General features: G+C 62.9%; 12 protein-coding genes and 1 riboswitch. Of the genes, 6 read left to right on the forward strand and 6 right to left on the reverse strand.

Annotated features, from left to right (window positions below; all coding sequences use genetic code 11):
• Positions 1-288 precede the first annotated feature (288 nt).
• Positions 289-510, forward strand: coding sequence for a hypothetical protein (locus AC07SZ_RS23615; protein ID WP_056570084.1), 222 nt, complete (start codon positions 289-291; stop codon positions 508-510).
• Between the two features lie 154 nt (positions 511-664).
• Here AC07SZ_RS23615 and AC07SZ_RS23620 read toward each other — a convergent pair whose 3' ends face one another.
• From AC07SZ_RS23620 to AC07SZ_RS23635, 4 genes are all read right to left on the reverse strand, one after another.
• Positions 665-5,476, reverse strand: coding sequence for an autotransporter domain-containing protein (locus AC07SZ_RS23620; protein ID WP_494916109.1), 4,812 nt, complete (start codon positions 5,474-5,476; stop codon positions 665-667).
• 320 nt (positions 5,477-5,796) lie between these two features.
• Positions 5,797-7,521, reverse strand: a complete 1,725-nt coding sequence (locus AC07SZ_RS23625; RefSeq protein ID WP_494916285.1) for a sensor histidine kinase — start codon at positions 7,519-7,521, stop codon at positions 5,797-5,799.
• A gap of 5 nt (positions 7,522-7,526) precedes the next feature.
• The gene (locus tag AC07SZ_RS23630) at positions 7,527-8,201 is read right to left on the reverse strand and encodes a response regulator (RefSeq protein ID WP_494916111.1); all 675 of its coding nucleotides are present in this window, start codon (positions 8,199-8,201) and stop codon (positions 7,527-7,529) included.
• Between the two features lie 80 nt (positions 8,202-8,281).
• A complete protein-coding gene (locus tag AC07SZ_RS23635) occupies positions 8,282-9,271 on the reverse strand; it encodes a LysR family transcriptional regulator (protein ID WP_056570074.1) in 990 nt (329 codons plus the stop codon).
• Between the two features lie 311 nt (positions 9,272-9,582).
• Between AC07SZ_RS23635 and chvE the strand changes: the two genes are divergently transcribed.
• From chvE to araD1, 4 genes are all read left to right on the forward strand, one after another.
• On the forward strand, positions 9,583-10,653 hold the full coding sequence (gene chvE, locus AC07SZ_RS23640; protein WP_494916112.1) for a multiple monosaccharide ABC transporter substrate-binding protein: 1,071 nt from the start codon (positions 9,583-9,585) through the stop codon (positions 10,651-10,653).
• A gap of 100 nt (positions 10,654-10,753) precedes the next feature.
• A complete protein-coding gene (mmsA, locus tag AC07SZ_RS23645) occupies positions 10,754-12,286 on the forward strand; it encodes a multiple monosaccharide ABC transporter ATP-binding protein (RefSeq protein ID WP_056570468.1) in 1,533 nt (510 codons plus the stop codon).
• Complete coding sequence (gene mmsB / locus AC07SZ_RS23650) at positions 12,283-13,569, forward strand: multiple monosaccharide ABC transporter permease (RefSeq protein WP_056570070.1); 1,287 nt, start codon at positions 12,283-12,285, stop codon at positions 13,567-13,569. Before mmsA ends, mmsB begins: the two co-directional genes overlap by 4 nt.
• A gap of 201 nt (positions 13,570-13,770) precedes the next feature.
• Positions 13,771-14,763, forward strand: coding sequence for an AraD1 family protein (araD1, locus tag AC07SZ_RS23655; protein WP_056570068.1), 993 nt, complete (start codon positions 13,771-13,773; stop codon positions 14,761-14,763).
• 8 nt (positions 14,764-14,771) lie between these two features.
• Here the strand turns inward: araD1 and AC07SZ_RS23660 are convergent, their stop codons facing one another.
• A complete protein-coding gene (locus AC07SZ_RS23660) occupies positions 14,772-15,740 on the reverse strand; it encodes a LysR family transcriptional regulator (RefSeq protein WP_172374918.1) in 969 nt (322 codons plus the stop codon).
• Between the two features lie 93 nt (positions 15,741-15,833).
• Here AC07SZ_RS23660 and AC07SZ_RS23665 point away from each other — a divergent pair, with 93 nt between their 5' ends.
• Positions 15,834-16,517, forward strand: coding sequence for a L,D-transpeptidase (locus AC07SZ_RS23665; RefSeq protein ID WP_056570064.1), 684 nt, complete (start codon positions 15,834-15,836; stop codon positions 16,515-16,517).
• A 109-nt stretch (positions 16,518-16,626) separates the two neighbouring features.
• Here AC07SZ_RS23665 and AC07SZ_RS23670 read toward each other — a convergent pair whose 3' ends face one another.
• Positions 16,627-17,721, reverse strand: a complete 1,095-nt coding sequence (locus AC07SZ_RS23670; protein WP_494916113.1) for a 2'-deoxycytidine 5'-triphosphate deaminase — start codon at positions 17,719-17,721, stop codon at positions 16,627-16,629.
• Positions 17,722-17,818: 97 nt separating this feature from the next.
• Positions 17,819-17,896: riboswitch (SAM riboswitch) on the forward strand.
• Positions 17,897-17,912 lie beyond the last annotated feature (16 nt).

Here is a 17,912-nt window from a genome sequence, read left to right on the forward strand (position 1 = left end):
AAATACGCGTTAGATTAAGCTAAAATACGTGAGTGGATCCGTAACGATCGGCTGACCGGTACCTGGGTACCGATTTGCAAACGCATACATTGGCCCTGCACGGTTGTGCATCCCGACGACACCGGCCACGCTGTTGGTGGCCGGCTTGCGTCAGCGAGAATCCAATTGCTACCAGAGCCATACCCGCTCGCGCCAGCAACGGACGTGGCGACGACCATGGCGCCAGTAACTGCGGCACACCCGTCTCCAGCCGCGGCGCCTGCCGCCATGCCGGCGACGATAGCGGTAATGCCCGCGACGATGGGAAACCTGTTCCAGTTCGACCTCTTCACCGCCTTCGAAGACAGCCGGATCCGGCTTATCCAGCTTGTCGAGAATTCCGTTGCCTTGGGGAATACCGGCAACAGCCCGGCCGGGCCCGGCTACGCTCGCAACCGCCACCGCGCCGACGACGCCCAGCATTCCAGTGAGAAACAACCGACGTTCCATCAAAAACCTCCAGAGTTGTGACTATCGGCACCTCGTTCCCTCGCCCAAAACAGGCTCCAGCGACATGTCGATTGGATCGAACGCGCGACTGCGCTTCTTGTTCCATCACCCCCTTCGCGCAGGATGAATCGTGCAGCATCTTGGCGGCCGGCGACAGAACGCGACGCCGGCGCCCTCAGAATTTCACGCCGAGATCGACCTTGGCGCCCTGGTCAACGCCGCCGCCGAACTGGCCAGTATAGGACAGGCCGAGCTTGGCGTTGGGGGCGAGCAGCAGGTCGAGACCCGCCTCGATGAGCGCGCTGTCCCTGCCGATCGGCACGCCAGCGATGGTGAAGCGATCGCCGCCGGCGAAAGTGACGGTCGACAGCGGCGTGATATCGCCGAGGGCATGACGCCAGCCGAGCATGCCACGCGCTGTGACGTTGACGCCGCCAAGCGCGAATTCGGTGGAACCGCGCAAGCCGAGGGTGGTGAAGGTGGCATCGGTGGTCGAAGCGGCGCTGGCCAGCGCCGCTGGGCCACCTTGCTCGGTAAACCCGTTTGTGTGCACGCTGACATAAGCAAGATTGGCGAAAGGCTCCAAGTTGAATTGTCCGGCATCGGCCTTGTAGGCGAACTCCCCGAAGATTTGCGCGGTGCCAGCACCATAGTCGGCCGAGAGCGCGTCGGCAAAACCGTCGAAGGCTACCGAGCGCCTGGTCGATATGCTGCTCCAACTGTAGGCGGCGCCGGTGCGGAAGGCGATGGCGCGCCAATTGGTACCGCCATAGAGGCCGAGATGATAGTTGTCGCTCTTACCGTTCGAATTGCGATCATCGGCACCGAAGCTCGAATGACTGTAGCCGCCAAGCAGACCGAGACGCCAGCGGCCGACCGACGCATCGGCGCCGGCCAGCAGGCCGCCAGTCGAGCGATCAAAGGCGGCGGCGTTGCCATCGGAGTCCGTGCTGCCCCAAGACCCAAAAGCCTGACCCCAGACGGCGAAACGATCGGTGTCGGCGGCGACCATTTCGGGACCACCCTCGCCATAGGCCATGATCGGTAGAGCGGCCATGCTGTCGTCGCCGAAGGCGGCAGAGATGCGGCTGGTGGCGGCATCACGGACGAAATGGCCATCTCCCAGCAGCATGCCCTTGGCCGAGGCATGAATCTCGCCCGACAATTGGTCGAGGGCATCTCGAGCGGCAGCCGTGGCGGGTAGCCCCAGGATGGCGTCGTAGAGCGGATTGCCGCTGTCTAGGCTCTCGGCGCCGCCACCGGTGGCCATCTGGTTGGCGCCCAGGCCAACCGAGGCAAAACTGATGTTATTGCGGTGCAGCCGCAGATAGACGTTGTCCGCGTCGTAGCTGAGCGAAGGATCGAGGAAGGCAAAATTGCTGATCACATTGGCGAACGTACCGCTGACGCCGCCGGTCGCCGACAGGATCGTGTAGTCGGTCTGAGGTCCGTAATTGCCCGCGCCAGCCAGCACGCTGACCGTCCCGCCGTTGATCGTGGCCGGCCCGGTCACGTCGAGACGGGAGGCTTGTCCGGCCGCGTTCGCGGCGACCTGATAGGTCGAGCCGGCATTGAAGGTGACGGCACCCACGTTCATCGTGCCGATGCCGACGCCAGATGCGACCGGGCCAGTGAAGAGGCGGCCGGAGACCGTGACCGTGCCCGTGATCGTGCCGGTGCCGCCGAGCGCAGCACCCGATGCAACCGCGACCTGGGTATTGTTCAAGGCCCCTTCGATGAGCAGCGTTCCACCGGTCACGTTGGTATTTCCGGTATAGGTATTGCCACCGCTCAAGGTGAGCGTGCCCGTGCCCGATTTTGTCAGCCCAACGACCGTCGGCACGAGAATCGCCGGGAGGGTGCTGCTGCCGGGACTGACGAGTTGCATGCCATTCCTGATGACGCCACTAAAGGTGGTGTCAGTGGCTTGATCCACGGTGAGCAAGCTGGGGGATCCCATCGCCACCGTGCTGGTGATATCGCCCGCGCCCGACAGCGAACCAACGGTCTGCGACGTGATGCCGAGATCGAGAGTGGCGCCGCTTGCGACGAAAAGCGATCCGGTCGGGGCGCCGAGCGTGCCGCCATCTCCAAGGAACAGCCTCCCCGCCTCGATATTGGTGCCGCCTTCGTACGTATTGGCTCCGATCACGTACAGTTCGCCCGCGCCCTGTTTGGTCAGCGCCCCGACGCCGCCCAGCGGGGAAGAGATCTCGACGTCATAACCGTTGCTGTCGATGAAGGCGCCGCCCGCCTTGATCGTCACATCGCCGGCAGCGAAATGCCCGAGCAGATCGGTGTCGGCACTCGTGGCGCGCAAAATGCCGCCATCGAAATTGACCCTCGCGCCATCGTGACCTTTCCAGACACCGCCGGTTTCCAGAACCCCGCGTGCTCCGGCCGTGCCGTCCAGATTCAGCGTGCCACTGGCGGAGCTTGTGCGCACCATATCGACCGTGCCGACGCCGGTGCTGACTCTGCCACCATCCGCGACGGTAAGCGTGCCCGCACCCTGATAGCCGAGGCGCAGATAATCCGTCGTCCACACTGACCCGATGCCGGTAACGAGCATCGTGCCATTGCTGCCGGCCACTTCGCCGATATAGCTGGTCAGGTTCGCGACCGTACCGCCATGTGCGATCGCCAGCGTGCCGCCATCGACGGTGGTGAACGAAAACGCACTGTTGCCGGTCAGGGTCAGCGTGCCCGCACCATCCTTGATGAGCCACACGGCGCCGTCCCCAGCGCCCGTCATGAATCCGTCCGTGATCGCACCGCTGAAACTGGTGTTGGTCGCCTGATTGACCGTGAGCGGGCTTTGCCGGCCGCCATACACCGTAGTGGTAATGCTGCCGGCGCCGGACAGCGCGCCGACCGTCTGGTTGGTACCGGTAAGATCAAACGTGCCACCGCCGGCGATCGCAAGCGCACCAGTCGGTGCGCCAAGCGTGCCGCCCAGGTCGACGTCGAACTTCAGCGTGCCCGCCGAGATCGTGGTTCCACCCGTGTACGTGTTGAATCCGGAAAGAATGAGCGTTCCGAGGTCGGTCTTGTCGATGCCACCGCTGCCGGTGAGCGCAGACAAGATGGTCGCGGACATGCCCGCGCCGTCCGTGGTGCCGTTGCCCACGCGGATCGGAACGCTGGATCCGGTGAGATTGAGCGCATCGCCGGACATTTGATAGCCATCGACGAAGAACTGCATCCCGCCGCCCAAATCCATCGCGCCACCGCCCGCACTGACCGTGACCACGCCCGGCGCGCCCTGGAAGATCATCATGGCCGCTGGATCGTAGACGCCGCTCGCGCTGCCGCCCGCGTTCGTCCAGTTGGTTCCGGCAGCGCTCCAGGTGCCTGTGCCGCCGTTGACCATATTGTTAGGCACGGTCTGCGCGCCGTTCCAGAAGCTGTAGGAGCCGGGCGCTACCGCCCCGACCAGCAGGTTGACCTGGTTAGCCACTGAAGTCTGCACGGCCAGATCGCCGCCAGCATAACCGGCTGGCGTCGCGCCAATGGTCATCCCGTTGTCGGTCAGCGCCCCGCCATAGTCGAACAGGCGATAGAGACCGTCGCCGAAACCGCCGGCGTCGCTGACATTGAGCGTGCCGGCAAGCGTCAGGTTGCCAGCGACGTTGAACAGGCGCGTGTTGCCCGGTGCGCCGAGAGAGACATCGATAACCGAGCCAGCGTTCAGCGCCAGCGATCCCATCGACAGGGTCTGGCCGGTGCGGCCCAGGAGGATGCCGCCGGACGCCACGGAAACGTCGCCGGCGATCGATCCGGCACCGCCGAGACTGCCGCCGGACGCAATCGCAACCGTCGACGTGCCCAACAGAATGGGCCCCCACATCACATTGCCCAGGGATCCATCGACGAGCAGCGTGCCGCCCGTCACATTGGTGGTGCCGGTATAGGTGTTGCTGCCGCTCAGGGTGAGCGTGCCGGTACCGGACTTGGTCAGCCCGGTCATGGTGGTTACGCCGTTGATTTCGTCGAAGTAATCCGCGATGGCGCCACTGAAAGTGGTGTTGGTGGCTTGATTGACGGTGAGCAGGCCGGGGTTGAAGTCCGAACGGGTGACGGTGCCCGCACCCGACAGCGAGCCGATCGTCAGGGCCGTTGTATCAAGAAGGAGCGTGGCGCCGCTGCCGATGTAGAGCTCCCCCGTTGGCGCACCGAGCGTGCCGTTGCCCTTGAGGTCCAGGGTGCCCGCTTCGATCCGCGTCCCGCCGGTATATGTGTTGGAGCCCGAAAGCGTTTGCGCGCCCGACCCGCGCTTGACCAAAGCGAGCGTGCCGCCACCGGCGCCGTCGGCGATGACGCCACCGAAAGAAGAATCTCCAAGTGCCGAACCATCGATCGTCAGCACGGCATCCGTCGCGCCGCCGTTTACGATCTGCCCGCTGGGGATGTAGTTCGTGATCCGACCGATTGTCGTGCTGTAGCCGTTGAGGTTGAGGAGACCTCCCGCGGCCACTGCCTGACTGCCGAACTCCAAGTCGGTATTCACTGTCGTTGCGTTGGCGGCCCATATGTTGACGACGCCGTCTCCACCGAGCCTCAACCAAGCGCCATCGATGGCGCCGGTGGCCAGTGCGTTCACGGTGCCGTTGATTGTCAGCGTGCCACCGGTGATGGCGTTGGCGACGTTCGCATTCACGACGGCATCGAAGGTCGGCAATTGCACGAGGCCGCCGCTGACGGCGCCGGCCGCGTTCGCATTGAGGACGGCGCCATTGCGGAAGGTTGCGGCCACGGTGCCGCTAAAAGTATCGGCTGTATCGGCGTCGACTTTGCAACCATTGGTGGGGCCGCCGTTAAAAACCGGGAAACCGCCGGTGTACGGTCCCCCTCCCGGGTCACAAGCCTGTTGCGCATGGCCCGTCGAAGGCGCGCACGCGATGGCGAGGAGCGCGAGGGTCGAGGTCGTGACCGACAGCCTGCCGAGCGAAATGGTCCTCGAACGATTGCCGCGCCCTGCCTTCATTGCCATGCTCCCCCACGGCAGCCGTCCGCGCGTCGGCGCAAGGGAGCGCGGGCATACGCCCTCCCCCGCGCCGCCATCGGCGGCACCGCGGTTTCATTGATTTGCTCCCCGATCCCGGACGGGAGTCGTTGATGATCTTTTCCGCCGGGGCGGCGGATACATCAATCCCGCGTTCGAGGGGGTACCGGCAGAATATCACGGCAGATTTCGGCATTTGGCCCGGCGGCCAGGCAACTCGCTTACCGGCATCCGGTCGGCCGTCATCTTAAGCCGGACCGCCGAGCGCTCGAGCCCCGCTCAGACCACCTCTGACGCAGCGATCAGGCCTTTCGTCCCGCAGCATGGGTCGGAATGGCCAAGGTCAGTTGCGTGCCGCGCCCAGGCGCGCTTTCGATTGCTATTCGTCCGCCCATCTGGTCAGCCCGACGACGTATGTTCGCAAGGCCCCGTCCTTCGCCGGCAGCGCCTGAGGCTCTCTCGGGCTCGAACCCCATTCCGTTGTCCGACAGTATGACGAGAATGACGCCATCGTCACCGGGGTTCATCGCGAGTTCGATCCTTGTGGCGGAAGCATGGCGCAAGCTGTTGGCGATACCCTCCTGCAACAGCCGATAGAGGCTGAGCAGCCGCCGCACGTCGAGGCTCGGCGCCGGGGTCGGGAGCGTGCAGCGATAGTCCAGCGTGATGCCGGATCGGGCAAGACGGCCTGCCATGCGCTCCTGGAACATCGCCAGCGCCTCGTCGATCGGTTCGTTGCCCGCATCGATCGCACTGGCCATGTTGCGCAGGTCATCGACCGAAGACTGCAATCCCTGCTCGATTTCCCGTGAGGTCAGTCGATTCTCGCGGACATCGAGGAGAAGATGCGTCAGCACACCTCCGACCCCATCGTGCATGTCGCGCAGCAGACGCTGACGCTCTGCGTCGATTGCCAGCAACCGTTCCTGATGGCGCAACAATCGCGAGGAGCGCAGCAGGCTCGCATCCTGCTCCAGCACCTGACGTTCCAGGTCGCTACGCGCCTCCTCCGCCTCCTGGTTGAGCCTGTGCCCCTGCAGAGCGATCTCGAACAGGATGCCGAACATCGTCAATGGCGGTGCCAGGACCGACGCCTGTAGCGCGAAGCCGTTGGGCGGCGGCAGGACAAACAGGTCGAAGCCAATCGAGGCAAGAGCGACCAGCAATATCGCCAGAACCCGGATCGCCGGCCCGGGAGCTGTCCGTCCCATCCGCAGCAAGGCCAAAACGCCATATCCCAACAGCAGGGTCAGCGCCACCGCATCGAGCCAGGGCACAATTGTCGCAAAGCCGACGCCTGCGGCCACGGTCCCAAGCAATATGGCGAAGGCGACGCCAAAGCAGCCGCAGGCTGCCCACGCCTCGCGCGACCGCCAGTCGGCAAAGGCGTTCACGGCAAGCGCTGCTAACGTCAGCATCAGATATTCCACGCCGTAGCGCAGCAACGGAAACCAGACATAGGGCAGGCTCTCCGCCCCGAAGGTGGTGAGCCAGGCGTCGATGCCCACCGATATGAGCAGCAGGCCAGTGATGCACTGGAGCCGCGAAAAGCCGTTGACCGGCAACAGGACGAGCAGCGCTGCGCCCATCATCAGTTCCGTCACAACGACCAGCCATACCATGTCGAAACGCTGGAACTTCTCCCGACCGGCGGCCTCATCCATACGGTCGAAAGGCCCTGCATAAGCTGTCGCGGCCTCCGGACAAGGATTTCCCCGGCAGGTGAGCGACCACTCATTCCCGGCCGACGTCTCCGCGCGCGACAACAGACTCGCCTGCGCCGGCCGCAGGACCACGGGCTGCCAGCCTGGGATACGCAGCATGGCCGGCCCTGAAAGCCCGGCAGCATAGGCGCCCACCTCGGCCGGCTCGGACGCCAGCAGCGCCCGCGCCGCCGGCAACCGATATTCCTCTAGTGTGCCCACAGGCTGAAAACCGGCGATGATGAGCGTATAAGCGCACCAGAACAGCAGTTGCGCGCCGAGAATGATAGCCAGCGCGCGGCGCCATCCCGTCAGCCGGGGCATGATGGTCACAGGCGCAGCAGCCCGCTGCGAAAAGCGCGTACCATGGCCTCGCCCCGATTGCTCACCCTGAGCTTCCTGTAGATCGATTTCACGTGATCGCCGATCGTGTACGGCGATATTTCCAGTTCGGCCGCCGCCTGCCGGTTGCTGTACCCCCGCGCCAGAAGCTGGAGCAGTTCGATTTCGCGCGGTGACAGCGGCGGATCGGCATCATCCGATTTCGAATCTTCCCGTTGCCGGCGCAGATGACGCAGCACATAAGCGGCGATGCTGGGCGACAATGGCGCACCACCGGTCAACGCATCGGCGGCCTGCTGACCGATGTCGAGACTGTCGATATCTTTCAGCAGATAGCCGTCCGCTCCCGCCAGCACAGCCGCCAGCACCGTATCCTGATCGCCCAGCACCGAGAGGACGAGTATTTTCGGCTCAAGACCGCCTCGTGCACGGATTTCCTCGATCAGTTCGATCCCGCTTCCATCGGGAAGGCCAAGATCGAGAATAAACAGGTCCACCTTCTCCTCGAGCAGAGCACGCGCACCGGCCAGCGTGCCCGCGATGCCCGCCAGCGACAAGCCGTCATGCGCCGCCACGCCGCGTCCGACATGAGCGGCGACGAGCGGATCATCCTCGACAACGACGACGTTCGCTTTCACGTCCCCTACCCGCCTGTCCTGCAATGGATCTGCAGGGTCATTGTAAACCGATCAATACACCAGATGGCAACCTCCGCACCCGCCGACAATCATGTGGCCACGCATCAACCGACCTCCCGCAGGATGAAATCGTGCAGCATCTTGGCGGCCGGCGACAGCACGCGATTCCTGACCGTGATCAGGCTGTAGGGCCTGACCTCGATGTCGAATTCGGTCTGGACGACGTCAATGGCGCCGGCGAGCCCGTCGGGATTCTGGATGAATTTCGCCACCTGCACCGACACCGGTGCGATGGCGTCGGATTGCGCGACCATGACCAGCGTGAGCAGCAGCGAACTGGTGTTGAGGATTCGGTCCGGCAGGGCGATGTTGCGGTTCAGGAAATTGCTCTCCATCGCCTGGCGCAAGGGCGAACCGCCCGACTGGAAGACCCAGTCATAGGCGGCGGTGTCTTCCAGCCGCACCACGCCGCCGCTGGTGAGCGGGTGGCCACGGCGCACGATAAGGCAGGCTTTCTCGACGCCGATGACACGCGATTCGAACAGCCGCGGATTGAGGTCGTCGGGGATGCGGGCGATGATGAAATCGTGGCGTGTGGCGATCAGTTCGCGCGCCAGCACATTCGAGGTCTCGACCTGCATGGTGATCTCGATGCGCGGGTAGATGCGGCGGATTTCGCGGATCGCCGGTACCGCCAGTTCGATCGCGGGCGCCGTCACAGCGCCGAGGAACACCGATCCGCCCTTGCCCGCCTTGAGCTCGGAAATCTCGCGGTCGACCTCGCGCATCTCCAGCAGGATCGACCGCGCACGCCTGGCCAGCGCCTTGCCGTAGGGTGTCAGCGTGATGCCGCGAGGCAGCCTTTCGCACAGCTTGACCTCGAGCACCGCCTCCATCTCGGCGATCATGCGCGAGGCCGCGGGCTGCGAGATGTTCATGACCTGCGCCGCCGCGCTCACCCGGCCATGATCGTCGAGGGCGACGATCATGCGCATGTGGCGCAGGCTGAGACCGCTGCGCAGCAGGGTTTCGCCGTCGCCCGGTACGTCACTGTAAACGTTTGAAACCGCGACCGGATTCGGCAACGTCGCCATGGCTTTCCTTACCTCCGCTCGCGGCCCGTTGGTATCTGCCAGCGATCCATCACGCATCATAACACATACCACTTGCGGTATAGCAATCATCAAAGATCGCATTTGACAGTTATGGCAAAAGGGCGGCAACGTCAGCGCGTCCCGAGACGCGACGGTCGCCGACGATAAAATCGTATCGATTGAAATCAGCGTTTCGGGGCCATGGGAGGATACCGGAGATCGATATGACGGCAGCAGTGCCTTGGCGCTTCTGCACGATTGCGCGGCCCGCGACCCCCGGGGTGCCGCGTCCATCAACCAGGGAGAGTTAAGTGAAAATCATCAAGACACTGGCCGCAGTCGCGGCGCTTGGCATCGCTGCCATGACCTACTCGGCGCACGCGGCCGACAAGGGTCTTGTCGGCGTGCTGATGCCGACCAAGACCTCGCAGCGCTGGATCAATGACGGCGATGCCGTCAAGTCCCAGCTCGAGGCTCTCGGCTACACCGTTGACCTGCAGTACGCGCAGGACGACATCCCCAACCAGCTCAGCCAGCTGGAAAACGAAATCACCAAAGGCCCGAAGGCGCTGATCATCGCTTCGATCGACGGCACCACCCTGTCGGATGCGCTGCAGAAGGCCGCTGACGCCGGCGTCGTCGTCGTCGCCTATGACCGCCTGATCAAGAAGACCGCCAATGTCGACTACTACACCACCTTCGACAATTTCGGCGTCGGCGTGATCCAGGCCAATTCGCTGGTCAAGGGCCTCAAGGAGCGCTTCCCGAACACCAAGCCCTGGAACGTCGAGCTGTTCGGCGGCTCGCCCGACGACAACAACGCGTTCTTCTTCTACAATGGTGCGATTTCCGTCCTGCAGCCGCTGATCGACGACGGCTCGATCAAGATCAAGTCCGGCCAGATGGGTATGGACAAGGTCGGCACGCTGCGCTGGCTGGCGGCGACCGCCCAGGCCCGCATGGACAACCTGCTGTCGGCCAACTATTCGGATGGCAGCCGCGTCGATGGCGTCCTGTCGCCCTATGACGGCCTGTCGCGCGGCATCACCGCCTCGCTGCGCGCCGTTGGCTACGGCACGGCCGCTCAGCCCTGGCCGATCGTGACCGGCCAGGATGCCGAGACCGCCTCGGTCAAGCTGATCATCACGGGCGAACAGTACTCGACCGTGTTCAAGGACACCCGCGATCTGGCCAAGGCCACCGTCGAACTCGTCGACAAGGTGCTCTCGGGCGGCAAGCCTGATGGCCTCGACACCAAGACCTACAACAACGACATCAAGGTCGTTCCCTCGATCCTGCTGACGCCGCATGAGGTCGACAAGTCGAACTACCAGAAGCTGGTCGTCGACTCGGGCTACATCAAGGCCGAAGACCTGAAGTAATTTCGGTTGTAAAGTCAGGGGTCCTGCGCAACGCAGGGCCCCTTTTCGTTCACAAGCGACCCCGGTATTGTTTCTGCCGGCCTCGGAGGAGCTTGCGCCAATGACCTCGACGATTTTGGAGATGCGCGACATCACCAAGACGTTCCCCGGCGTGAAGGCGCTGTCGAATGTCAACCTGCGTGTCGAGGAAGGCGAGATTCACGCCGTGGTCGGCGAGAACGGCGCCGGCAAGTCAACGCTGATGAAGGTGCTTTCGGGCGTCTATCCCGCGGGGACCTACGACGGCCAGATCATCTTTCAAGGCCAGGAATGCCAGTTCAAAGGCATCCATGACAGCGAACACAAGGGCATCGTCATCATCCACCAGGAGCTTGCGCTGGTGCCGATGCTGTCGATTGCCGAAAACATCTTCCTCGGCAACGAACACGCCAGATACGGTGTGATCGACTGGGATGCCAACGAGGAGCGCACCAGCGCCCTGTTGAAGAAGGTGGGTCTCAAGGAGGACCCCAAGACACTGATCACCAATATCGGCGTCGGCAAGCAGCAGCTGGTCGAGATCGCCAAGGCGCTGAGCAAGGAAGTCAAGCTGCTGATCCTCGACGAGCCGACGGCATCGCTCAGCGAAAAGGACAGTCAGGCGCTGCTCGATCTTTTGCTCGAGTTCAAGCGGCAAGGCATGACCTCGATCCTGATCTCGCACAAGCTCAACGAGGTGAACCGGGTCGCCGACAAGGTTACCGTCATCCGCGACGGGCGCACCATCGAGACGTTGGCCAAGAAGGACATTTCGGAAGACCGCATCATCACCTCGATGGTCGGCCGTTCGCTCGACGACCGCTACCCGCCGCGCGAGCCCAAGATCGGCGAGGTCGTGTTCGAAGTGAAGAACTGGTCGGTCTACCACCCGCTCCATGCCGAACGGCAGGTGATCAAGGGCATCGACATCAACGTGCGCAAGGGCGAGGTGGTCGGCATTGCCGGGCTGATGGGCGCTGGCCGAACCGAATTCGCAATGAGCCTGTTCGGCCGCTCGTATGGCCGCCGCATCACCGGCGAGGTGCTGCTCAAGGGCAAGCAGATCGATGTCTCGTCGGTGAGCAAGGCGGTCGAACACGGCATCGCCTATGTCACCGAGGACCGCAAGACCTACGGTCTCAACCTCATCGACCACATCAAGCACAACATAACACTCGCCAATCTCGGCGGCGTGTCGCGCCACAGCGTCATCGATGATCTGCGCGAGCTCGCCATCGCCAACGACTATCGCAAGAAGACGAACATCCGTGCATCGAGCGTCTATCAGATGACCGGCAATCTCTCGGGCGGCAACCAGCAGAAGGTGGTGCTGTCGAAATGGCTGTTCGCCGACCCGGACGTGCTGATCCTCGACGAGCCGACACGCGGCATCGATGTCGGCGCCAAGTACGAAATCTATACGATCATCGCGCGTCTTGCCTCGGAAGGTAAGGCGATCGTGGTCATCTCGTCGGAGATGCCGGAATTGCTCGGCATCACCGACCGCATCTACGTCATGAACGAAGGGCGCATCGTGGGCGAAATGCCCGCGGCGGACGCAAGCCAGGAAAAAATAATGCGCGCCATCGTTCGGGGAGAAGGAAAAGCAGCATGAGCACCGAAAGCGCCCCCGCCCCGCAGGGCAACGTCGCCGAAGAACAACGTCCACGCATCGCCGTCTCGGCGCTGACGGCGAACCTGCGCGAATACGGTCTGATCATCGCGCTGATCGTCATCATGCTGTTCTTTCAGTTCACCACGTCGGGAACGCTGTTCAAGCCGGTGAACCTCAGCAATCTGGTGCAGCAGAACTCCTTCATCATCGTGATGGCGCTGGGCATGCTGCTGGTTATCGTTTCCGGCTATATCGACCTCAGCGTCGGATCGGTCGCGGGCTTCATCGGAGCGCTGGCGGCAAACATGATGGTCATCTGGCAGCTCGGGCCCCTCAGCAATCCGCTGGTGGTGTCCATCGTCTGCCTGATCGTGGGCGGCCTTATCGGCGCGGCGCAAGGCTACTGGATCGCCTATCACCGAATACCGAGCTTCATCGTGACGCTGGCTGGCATGCTGATCTTCCGCGGCATCTGCCAGGCGCTGCTGGGCGGCGGATCCTCGGTGGGGCCACTTCCAGACGAATTCAAGGCGCTGAGCTCCGGCTTCATACCGGACGTGATCGGCCCGCTGACGCTGATCCCACCGACGGTGAATGCCGCCGGCAAGACCATCATGGGCAGCGGCCTGACGCTGCATATGACGACGATCGTGCTGGGCGTGATCGCCGTGCTGGCCTATGCCTATTTCGGGCTGCGCACCCGGCGCAAGCGCGAGCGCCATGGCTATGAGGCCGAACCCTTCCCCCTGTTCGTCGTCAAGACGCTGGTCGCCAGCGCGCTGGCGCTGTTCCTGGTCTATGAGTTCGCCAGTTACAGGGGACTGCCGGTGGTACTCCTCGTCATGGGCGTGCTGATCTCGCTGTTCGTCTTCGTCACCAAGCGTATGACCATCGGCCGTCGCATCTACGCAATGGGTGGCAACGCCAAGGCGGCGCAGCTGTCGGGCATCAACACCGAGCGGCTGACGCTTTACGTGTTCATCAACATGGGCGTGCTGTCGGCGCTCGGCGGCCTGATCATCGCTGCCCGCCTCGGCCAGGCCGTGCCGGCGGCGGGTCTGGGCTCGGAGCTCGACGTCATCGCCGCCGTCTTCATCGGTGGCGCCTCGGCGATGGGCGGCGTCGGCCAGGTCATCGGCGCCGTGGTCGGCGGCTTCATCATGGGCGTGATGAACAACGGCATGTCGATCATGGGCGTCAACGTCGACTGGCAGCAAGTGGTCAAAGGCCTGGTTCTGCTCGGCGCCGTGATCTTCGACGTCTACAACAAGAACAAGGCCTGACAGGTTTAGGCGAGGCAAGCAGGAGGCATACGATCGCGGCGCGGCCGGCAAGTTGTCGGCATCAGGAGATCCCCCGGGGGATCAAGCCCGCGAGCGCAATCCGGACGAAGAGTTCAACCCGTGGCGCGGCTAGGTCCGAGCCGCGCAGGTCAAGGTTTGCCAGGAGGCAGCCGGGCCAAGACACATGAGAGAGGACTGACCATGCTGATCTCGCAGATTCTCGACGACGCCGACACCATTCGTGTCGTTGCCCGCAGCGGCGGCAAGACCCGGATCATCAACGGCGCCCGCAGCGTCTATTCGCTGGCCATGGAAGCTGCCCGCACCGGCGTCGGCCTTGCCACGCTGATCGAGCGCAAGGGGCTTGGCGAGACGATCGATCTCGACTTGGCCTACAAGAAGGGGCGGCTGTTGTCGCCGATCAACCATCCCGATCCGGCTCACCTGCATCTCACCGGTACGGGCTTGACGCATCTCGGCTCGGCGGCGACGCGCGATTCCATGCACAAGAAGCTCAGCACCGATGGCGAGGAGCAGCTCACCGATTCCATGAAGATGTTCCGAATGGGCCTGGAGGGCGGCAAGCCCGCCAAAGGCCAGGTCGGCGTGCAGCCGGAATGGTTCTACAAGGGCAACGGCACCATGGCCGTGGCGCCAGGTGCGGCGCTCCTGTCACCGGCCTTCGCCAAGGACGCCGGGGAAGAGCCAGAGGTGGCCGGCATCTATGTCATCGGCGACGACGGCGCGCCCTTCCGTGTCGGCTTCACGCTGTCGAACGAATTTTCCGACCACGTGACCGAGCGCGTGAACTATCTCTTCCTCGCCCATTCCAAGCTGCGCAATGCCTCGTTCGGGCCGGAGATCCTGATCGGCGACCTGCCTTCCGATATCAGGGGCACGTCGCGCATCGTGCGCGACGGCGAGACACTGTGGGAAAAGCCGTTCCTGTCAGGCGAAGCGAACATGTCGCACACCATCGCCAATCTCGAACACCATCATTTCAAATATTCGGCGTTCCGCCAGCCGGGCGACGTGCATGTGCACATGTTCGGCACAGCGACGCTGTCCTTCGCCGATGGCGTCAAGACCGAGGCCGGCGATGTATTCGAGATCGAGGCTGGGGATTTCGGCCTGCCGCTGCGCAATCCGCTGGAGATCGAAAAGCCTGTGAAGGTCGCGGTGAAGGCTCTGTAAGGCGCTCGTTACTGGAGTGCGTCGAGAAGGGCAATGCTTGGCCCCAAAGCCTTTTCCGCCGGGGCGACGCCGGTCGTGTCAACGCCGTCGACCTGCGTCAACCGAGAAATGATATGGTCGCTCAGCGCCCTGACGGCTGGGCGCATGAACCGGATGGATGGGTAAGCGATGAACAATTCGCTTGGCCGTACCTCGTAGTCGGGCAAGATTCGAACGAGCCGCCCAGCCTTCAAATCCTCGGACACGAGAAGAAGCTGAACCGGTCCAGCGGCATGGCCGCTCAGGACCGTATTTGCGATCACGCTCGCATCGTTCGTACGCAGGATCGAATGAACCGCCACTTCCGTCTGCTCAAAACCTTTGATGAGCGCGAGCATGTTGCGGGAGGACAGTACGGCCGGAGTAACGACAAGATCAGCCACGGCCAGTTGATCGAGCGTGTCTATAGGTCCGACCCTTCGCAGGAAAGACGGACTGGCAACCAAAATTCGACGAACCTGACCGATGCGCCGAACAATAACTTCTTGCGCCTCCGGGCGCCCATAGCGGATTGCAAGGTCGAAATTTTCATAGACCAGATCGACCATCCTGTTTTCGAGAACAAGCTCCACCGTCACCTTCGGATGCCTGCGTTGAAACTCCATCACGATTGGATGCAGATTTTTCGCCCCGATGCATGAGGGAGTATGAACACGAATACCGCCCTCGATCACACCGGCGTCCGATCGCACACCTTCCAAAGCGGCGTCGATCTGGGCCAAGGGAGTCCGGCTCGCATCATATAGTGCCCTGCCTTCCGGCGTGGGTCTGACGTGGCGCGCCGAACGCTCCAGGAGCCGGGCCTGGAGATGTTTCTCCAGGTTCGAGACAAGCTTTGATACCGCAGGCTGGGAAATGGCCAAGTCTCGCGCGGCGCCTGTTATCGACCCTCTCTCGACGGTCCGCAAGAAGGCCCTCAAGGCTGCAGCGACGTCCATAGTATTCCAATCAGTTATTGAAGCTATAAATCAATTCTCATTGCTTATGCCAAGGAGGCTGGTCATATCAAGACGAAATTTGCCAAGGAGATTATGACCTTGAATCGTAGAGGGTTTCTGATCGCCACGCCGTTGGTGCTTGCCGGCTGCGCCACCAACGCCACCGTGCCTTTGCTTCCGGCCACCGCCCCGCCGACGGCGGATCCACATTATCTTTCGATGTACGCCGCCGTACCTGGCGAGCCGTTCCCGGTCGACGCGATCGACCTGTCGCGGATCGTCGACCCAAAGTATCTACGCCGCGAAGTGGCCTATGCAGGAAGCGAGCGTCCCGGGACGGTAGTTGTCGATCCCAATGAAAAATTCGCGTATCTGGTTCTGGAACAGGGCCGGGCCATACGCTATGGCGTTGGTGTGGGAAAGGTGGAATCTTTCAATTTTCAAGGCGAGGCGGTGATCGCCTGGAAGCAGAAATGGCCACGCTGGACCCCGACGCAGGACATGATAGGCCGCGATCCCGAGCGCTACGGCCCCTTGCGCAACGGTCTTGCGGGAGGACCGCGAAATCCTCTCGGCCCTCGCGCACTCTACCTTCATCGCAACGGGCGCGACACGCTTTACCGGCTCCATGGCACAATCGAGCCATGGACGATCGGCACAAAGGTTTCCTCGGGGTGCATCCGTCTGCTCAATCAGGATATTATAGACCTGTACGACCGGGTTCCCGAAGGCAGCAAAGCTGTTGTCCTGCCGATCAAGTCTCAAGCGGTAGCTTAGACCAACCATCATCTATCGATCGGCCTCATGGCACCGCGCGGCCTTCTGGACGCGCAAGGTAGGCCCGAGACTTGATCCCAGCGAAGTCAGGCAGACCGGGCTGTAAAGATCACCGCGCGGCGCGGAAGTGCTTGGACAGCTTCAGGCCTTGCGCCTGGTAGTTGGAGCCCAGATCGGTGCCGTAGAGCGCCTGCGGTCGCTTCAGCATGTGCTCGTAGACCAGCCGGCCGACGATCTGGCCGTGGTCGAGGATGAAAGGTACCTCGTGGCTGCGCACTTCGAGCACGGCACGGCTGCCGGTACCGCCGGCCGCCGAATGGCCGAAGCCTGGGTCGAAGAAGCCGGCATAATGCACGCGGAATTCGCCGACCAGCGGGTCGAATGGCGTCATCTCGGCTGCGTAGAGCGGCGGCACATGTACCGCCTCCTGGCTGACGAGGATGTAGAATTCGTCAGGATCGAGCACCAGCTCGCCGGCGCCGCTCTTGTGGATCGGCTCCCAGAAATCGACGACATCCTGCGCCGCGCGCTTGTCGACATCGACAAGGCCGGTGTGATGCTTGCCGCGATAACCGACCAGCCCGTCACTGTCGCCCTTGAGATCGATCGACAGCGCGATGCCGCCGCCCGAAATATTCGGCGGCTCGGTGGCGACCAGCATTTGCGCGCGGTGCAGTTCATGCAGTTCGGCTTCCGCGAGCAGCGCGTTGCCGGTGCGAAAGCGGATCTGCGACAGGCGCGAACCGGTGCGCACGACGATCGGGAAAGTGCGTGGGCTGACTTCCAGATAGAGCGGACCGCTGTAGCCGGCCGCGATCTTGTCGAACTCGTGGCCACGGTCCGTCATGACGCGGGTGAAGATGTCGAGCCGCCCCGTCGAACTTTTCGGATTGGCCGAGGCGGAAATTTCCGCCGGCAATGCCAGGCTTTCAAGCAAGGGCACGATGTAGACGCAGCCGGTTTCCAGCACCGCGCCGTCGGCAAGATTGATCTCGTGCAGCTTCAGCCGGTCGAGCTTCTCCGAAACCTTGTGATTGGGGCCGGGCAGGAAGGAGGCCCGCACTCGCCAGGCCTTGTCGCCGAGTCTCAGATCGAGACTGGCCGGCTGGATCTGGTCGGCATCGAGCGCGCGCGTCGACTTCAGCGCCCCAGACTGGAACAGCGCCGAAATGTCCTGATCGGGAAGAATGCCCGTCTCTCGCAAGGCTTCGCTCCTAGAGGGCAGGCTGTGTCGAACCCGCCTGGTACAAACCTCTTAATGAAGCCGGCAATTGACGCAAGCGTGGGACGGGTCTAAAGGGTCTTTATCCCGTGGTGATTTGGCCGGTCGGCTTGCAGCCACGTTAAACAAGTCGCTAAAGGACCGTCGGGCCGCAAGGCCGTATGGACCGGTTG

The sequence above is a fragment of the Mesorhizobium sp. GW821-FHT07A06 genome, from assembly GCF_059419085.1.

What these genes read in the sequence shown, in the direction of transcription:
- AC07SZ_RS23625 (WP_494916285.1), bottom strand. Translation starts at nt 7,521, where the DNA reads ATGCCCCGGCTGACGGGATGGCGCCGCGCGCTGGCTATCATTCTCGGC.
- AC07SZ_RS23660 (WP_172374918.1), bottom strand. Translation starts at nt 15,740, where the DNA reads ATGGACGTCGCTGCAGCCTTGAGGGCCTTCTTGCGGACCGTCGAGAGA.
- AC07SZ_RS23615 (WP_056570084.1), top strand. Translation starts at nt 289, where the DNA reads ATGCCCGCGACGATGGGAAACCTGTTCCAGTTCGACCTCTTCACCGCC.
- mmsB (WP_056570070.1), top strand. Translation starts at nt 12,283, where the DNA reads ATGAGCACCGAAAGCGCCCCCGCCCCGCAGGGCAACGTCGCCGAAGAA.
- mmsA (WP_056570468.1), top strand. Translation starts at nt 10,754, where the DNA reads ATGACCTCGACGATTTTGGAGATGCGCGACATCACCAAGACGTTCCCC.
- AC07SZ_RS23620 (WP_494916109.1), bottom strand. Translation starts at nt 5,476, where the DNA reads ATGAAGGCAGGGCGCGGCAATCGTTCGAGGACCATTTCGCTCGGCAGG.
- AC07SZ_RS23665 (WP_056570064.1), top strand. Translation starts at nt 15,834, where the DNA reads ATGACCTTGAATCGTAGAGGGTTTCTGATCGCCACGCCGTTGGTGCTT.
- AC07SZ_RS23635 (WP_056570074.1), bottom strand. Translation starts at nt 9,271, where the DNA reads ATGGCGACGTTGCCGAATCCGGTCGCGGTTTCAAACGTTTACAGTGAC.
- araD1 (WP_056570068.1), top strand. Translation starts at nt 13,771, where the DNA reads ATGCTGATCTCGCAGATTCTCGACGACGCCGACACCATTCGTGTCGTT.